This is a genomic window from Boseongicola sp. (assembly GCF_057460485.1).
Genome location: NZ_JBVCWP010000260.1, coordinates 1 through 5,399 on the forward strand (window position 1 = coordinate 1; position 5,399 = coordinate 5,399).

At 52.6% G+C, this 5,399-nt stretch carries 6 protein-coding genes; 5 read left to right on the plus strand and 1 reads right to left on the minus strand.

Features of this window, described 5'->3' with window-relative positions; translation table 11 throughout:
- Window positions 1–747: HAD-IIA family hydrolase (locus AC221Y_RS19715; protein ID WP_486708127.1), on the minus strand; the 747-nt coding region annotated here is incomplete at its 3' end.
- A 234-nt stretch (window positions 748–981) separates the two neighbouring features.
- On the opposite strand from AC221Y_RS19715, the gene AC221Y_RS19720 reads away from it, so the two are divergent.
- The 5 genes from AC221Y_RS19720 to AC221Y_RS19740 form a co-directional block, all read left to right on the plus strand.
- Entirely contained in the window at window positions 982–1,761 is a 780-nt protein-coding gene (locus tag AC221Y_RS19720; protein WP_486708132.1) for a DeoR/GlpR family DNA-binding transcription regulator, read from the plus strand.
- Window positions 1,758–2,780 carry an ABC transporter ATP-binding protein gene (locus tag AC221Y_RS19725; protein ID WP_486708128.1) on the plus strand — a complete coding sequence of 341 codons (1,023 nt, stop codon included), beginning with the start codon at window positions 1,758–1,760 and terminating at the stop codon, window positions 2,778–2,780. The genes AC221Y_RS19720 and AC221Y_RS19725 overlap by 4 nt, the downstream gene beginning before the upstream one ends.
- A 39-nt stretch (window positions 2,781–2,819) precedes the next feature.
- Window positions 2,820–4,073, plus strand: a complete 1,254-nt coding sequence (locus AC221Y_RS19730; protein ID WP_486708129.1) for an ABC transporter substrate-binding protein — start codon at window positions 2,820–2,822, stop codon at window positions 4,071–4,073.
- Window positions 4,074–4,137: 64 nt separating this feature from the next.
- On the plus strand, window positions 4,138–5,031 hold the full coding sequence (locus AC221Y_RS19735) for a carbohydrate ABC transporter permease (protein ID WP_486708130.1): 894 nt from the start codon (window positions 4,138–4,140) through the stop codon (window positions 5,029–5,031).
- Window positions 5,028–5,399: ABC transporter permease family protein (locus AC221Y_RS19740; protein ID WP_486708131.1), on the plus strand; the 372-nt coding region annotated here is incomplete at its 3' end. The genes AC221Y_RS19735 and AC221Y_RS19740, both read left to right, overlap by 4 nt.

The window sequence follows — 5,399 nt, forward strand, 5'->3', positions numbered from 1 at the left end:
ATGCAATGTATCGCCACACATAATAATCCGTTCCGGAGGTGTATTCGCAAGGGATTGCTCAACCAATTCATAAACTTCCGGGAATGGCTTCCCAAAGAACCGAACGTCACTGATCCCGCGATCAATCAATAGATGACCAAAGTAACCGGGCTCCAAAGAAAACCCATTATCCCGCGGTGCGGCAAGGTCGGCATTGGCAATCATCACCGGCCTTTGGTTGTTTAAGAGCGAAGCCAATAGCAATTCTTGGCGCGCCGGTGTCCAGCCGGAAGTTGACAAAAACAGAAAACCATCGACCTGATCATAGTCCTTTGCTCTGTCTCCCAAACGTTGGCAAGTTGACCCGATATCTGCCAAACTATCTTCTGGCGCGGCGACTACGCCCCAGTGATCAGGGGTCAGCGCGGCGAGCGCTGCATCGCGGCTTGTGATTATCTCTTCATCCTTAATCGATAGCCCAAGTCGCTGAAACTTCGCAACCGCACCAGCGCGATCATAGCTTGATGCATTGGTCAGTATTCGAATTTCGCATTGCATCGCGCGCAATTCGTCCAACCGCTGGTCTGCGCCTTCGATTAGCGTCTCTCCTACGTTGAGTACTCCAAAAGCGTCAAATACAAATGCAGAGGCTTCATCAGCAATGTCGATCAGGGATGAGATGTCCTGGAATCCTGACTGCGTTACAGCTTTGGGCAACCGGGGTTTTACCTGCTGGTATCGCTCAAAAATCTCAGGGGTCGTTAGCATGGCTTGAAAGCACCTGTGGATCAGAATGGAGTTTCACGGGACCCGTTTTGGCGGGAACCTCTGCATCACTGCTAAATCACAAAAGTTACATAAAATAAAGACAAAACAACAAAAATTTTGAAAAATACGCAGTTTAAGTCAGAGGTATAGTCGATATGCCTCTAAAATGCGCATAATTTTGTTGTTTTGTTTGTTTGGCTGACTTACGCTATTACTGCGAATCGAGAGATGTCCATGTCAAAAAAGAAGCAGATAAGGCGCAATAAAATCAGAGAAATTGTCTTGGAACGTGGGGCGGTTTCTGTGGGTGCTTTGGCGGAAGTGCTGGATGTGTCCAAGCAGACGATCCGACGAGATTTCGATAAATTATGTGAGGGTGACTCCTTGCGCCGTCGCCACGGACGCATTGAATTGAACGAGCGGCAGCTAAACACACCATTTGACCAGCGCGCGGAAGCCAATCTGATCGGCAAGCGCAATATCGGCGTAGCTGCTGCTGAGTTGATCCCCGACGGGGCGACAATTTTTATATCAATTGGGTCGACGCCGCTTAGCGTCGCGCGGGAGCTGCGCCGTCGAAGGGGCTTGACTGTTATCACCAACAACCTCAGCGCCGCGATGGTGCTCAGTGATGAGCTGTCCAATCGCATCATTCTGCCTGGTGGTGAAGTGCGGCTTCCCGACCGGGACATACTGGGCGAGGAGGTTCTGGAATTTTTTGGACGTTACCGCGCAGATTTTGGAATTTTTGGTGTCGCCGGCGTGGATGAGGACGGTAGTCTGCTGGAGTTTCATTCGGCTGAAGTCCGTGCACGCGAATGCATCCGCGACAATTCGAAGGTGTCCATGCTGGTCCTTGACAGTTCGAAGTTCGGGCGCATGGCTCCGGCAGTGGGCGAGAATATCAACGATATGGATCACGTGATCCTCGATCGGCGCCCCGATGCAAGATTTGATACGCTCCTCAACGATTTGGGTGACCGGCTGTTGCTGGCAGAAAGAGAAGAACAATGACCGCTGAACCATTTGTCGTAATAAAGGATGTCGCCAAACGCTGGAACGGGCAACTAGGTGTTGAAGATATATCGCTGGAAATTGAAGAGGGTTCGTTTGTCGCTCTTTTGGGGCCGTCGGGATGCGGCAAATCCACATCCCTTCGCCTTTTGGCGGGTCTCGAGCTGCCGGATGAAGGCAAAATTTGGATCGATGGTCGCGACGTCACGACCAGCGCCGCGTCGGACCGCAACCTGTCGATGGTGTTTCAGTCCTATGCTCTATTCCCACATCTCTCGGTGGCTGAAAACGTCATTTTTGGACTGAAGGTTCGCCGTGTTCCACGGGCCGAGCGCGCCGACAAGATGGCAAGGGCTTTGAAGATTACCGGGCTGGAAGGTTACGAGGACCGCAAGCCGGGCGAGTTGTCCGGTGGACAACGCCAACGAGTGGCTCTCGCCCGCGCCATTGTTGCAGGACAGCGCCTGTGTCTGATGGATGAGCCGTTGTCAAACCTTGACGCAAAACTGCGCAACTCTGTTCGCAAAGACATAAAGAAACTGCAACGTGACCTTGGTATTACAGTGGTTTACGTTACCCACGACCAGACAGAGGCGATGAGCATGGCCGACAAAGTTGTCTTGATGAAAGACGGCCGGATTCAGCAAGTCGGCTCCCCGGACGACCTCTATAACCGGCCGGCGAATACCTTTGTCGCGGAATTCGTCGGTGCGCCGCCAATGGCGTTGATTGACTCCAATATTGTGGATGGCTTGGAGCCCGGATTTACGGTCGGGCTGCGCGCGGAAAATGTTTCGATTGTCCCAGAAGGCGAGGGACGACTTGTTTGCCGTGTGAGCGAAGCCGAATTCCTCGGTTCAGAGACATTGATAGGACTGGAACACACGGGCGCTGTCGGATTGACGGTGTTGCGGCCAGGCCTTGCGCTTGTTCCGGCGGGACAGCGCATTGATGTAACATTCAACGACCAAGATCTGCATATATTTAACGAAGCAGGCGAACGTATCTCAGGACGCTAATCTGTCCATACATTCAAACATCCAAGGGAGGATAAATAATTGAAACATATAAGAAAACTCAGCTTGTCGGCGGCACTTGCGGCCAGCATTGCGTTACCGGCCGCCGCCGAAACCGAACTGACTATGTATTATCCTATAGCCGTGGGGGGTGCCTTGACCGAGGTGGTTGACGGAATCGTCGCTAGCTTTGAGGCTGAAAACCCTGACATCAAGGTCAACGCGGTCTATTCCGGCAACTACGACGATACTCGCGTGCGCGCTTTGTCGGCGCTTAATTCGGGCGAGCCTGCGCAGCTTGCAGTTATGTTTTCGATCGATGCCTATGACTTGATTGAACAGGATCTGATTTTGCCTTTCGATGACGTGGTGAGCGACAAAGAATGGCTCAACAGCTTTTACCCGGCGCTGATGGCGAATGGCCAGATCGAGGGAAAAACCTGGGGCATTCCATTCCAGCGCTCGACAATCGTCGCCTACTACAACAAGGACATGTTCCGCGCTGCGGGACTTGATCCGGAAGCGCCGCCCACCACTTGGGATGAACTTATTACCGTAGGGAAGGCGCTGACAAAGGATGGCACCTACGGGCTGATGATTCCATCGACAGGTTATCCGTATTGGATGTTTCAGGCGCTGGCCATCCAGAATGGCAAAGAAGTGATGTCCAACGATGGATTGACCACATTTTTCGACGACGAAACTGTCGTGGATACGTTGGAGTTCTGGCAGTCCTTGTCTGTGGAACATGGCATTATGCCTACCGGAACGGTCGAATGGGGCACATTGCGCCAGGCCTTTCTCGAAGGACAAACGGCTATGATGTGGCATTCAACGGGGAATCTGACTGCCGTTAAGAATAGCGCCAGCTTTGATTTTGGTGTCGCGGAGTTGCCGGCAAATGTGCGCAAAGGGTCGCCCACTGGCGGTGGAAACTTCTACATCTTCAAGGATACCACGCCAGAAGAGCAAGCGGCTGCGGTGAAGCTGATCCAGTTCATGACGTCGCCGGAGCAGGCGGCCGCCTGGTCGATTGCCACAGGCTATATGGGCGTATCCCCTGCAGCCTATGAAACCGAGGCACTCAAAGCATACACTCAAGAGTTCCCTCCTGCTTTGGTTGCCCGCAATCAGCTTGAAAACGCAGTTGCCGAATTCTCGACATTTGAGACGGCGCGCGTGCGTGACGGGCTGAACAACGCCATCCAGTCGGCGTTGACCGGGGCCAAGAGCCCGGATGAGGCACTGAGCGAAGCGCAAGCAGCGGCAGAACGTCTCCTGAAAGACTATCGCTAATTACCTAAACGGCACCGGCTGCAATTCTTTAATTGGGCCGGTGCCCCAAACAAGGCGCACAATCATGAGCAAACACGTTAACCTGGAACGACGCAGACAAGCGATCTATGGCTGGCTTTTTCTGTCACCCGCAGCGGTTATGCTCTCGATTTTTGCCTTTTACCCTTCGGCCTCGACTTTCTGGTCCAGTTTGTTTTCACGTGGTACGCGACGCAATCCGAGTGAATTTGTCGGTTCCGAAAACTATGCCGATCTTTTTGCCGATCCAACCTTCTGGCTTGTGGTCAAGAACAACCTTTTCTATGCGGCCATAACGATCCCGGTCTCTATCGCCATCGCACTCTCGATGGCGCTTTGGGCCAATTCCAAGATTCCTTTGCGCGGCTTTGTGCGCACGTCCTATTTCACGCCAACGGTCTTGCCGATGATCGCGGCCGCTAACTTGTGGCTCTTTTTTTACACGCCGGGCCTTGGTGTATTGGATCAGATCGGTGCGCTGTTCGGCCTGCCATCGGTGAACTGGCTGGGACAACCCGAGACCGCGCTTTGGGCAATCATTATCGTTACAATATGGAAAGAGGCGGGGTTCTTCATGATATTCTATCTCGCCGCATTGCAGACGATCCCCGAGGACCTCAAAGAGGCCGCTGATATCGAAGGCACGAGCCGCTGGACCTATACGCGACGTATCGTGTTTCCGTTGCTGATGCCGACAACCCTGTTCATCATGGTCAATGCGATGATCAATTCCGTCAAGTTGATTGACCACTTGTTTATCCTAACTAAGGGCGGGCCTTCTGACGCCTCCAAACTTATCCTTTACTATATTTGGGAAATGGCATTTGCCTTCTTTGATGCAACCCACGCAGCTGCAATGACAATACTCGTGCTGGCCGTCCTATGCATAGTCGCTGCAATCCAGTTCCTTTACCTTGACCGCAGGACCCATTACCAATGAACCGGCTATCTCACTATATAGAAGTTGCAGGTGCACTCCTGCTGGCATTGATCTGGATCTCACCATTGCTGTTTGCCTTTTGGGCGGCTTTTCACTCCTCCTCGGATGCGGTGAACTTCAATGTGGCCAGCGCATGGACGCTTGATAACTTCCGAACCGCCTGGGCGGGTGCGCCTTGGCTGCGATATTTCCTAAACACGTTTCTGTTAGTGACAATCGTGCTGATCGGTCAGTTCTTCTTTACCACGCTGGCCGGTTTCGCGTTTGCCAAGCTGGAATTTCCCGGCAAAAATCTGGTCTTCATCCTCGTGCTGATGCAATTGTTTATCCTGCCTGAAGTATTGATCGTGGAAAACTATGCAATGGTG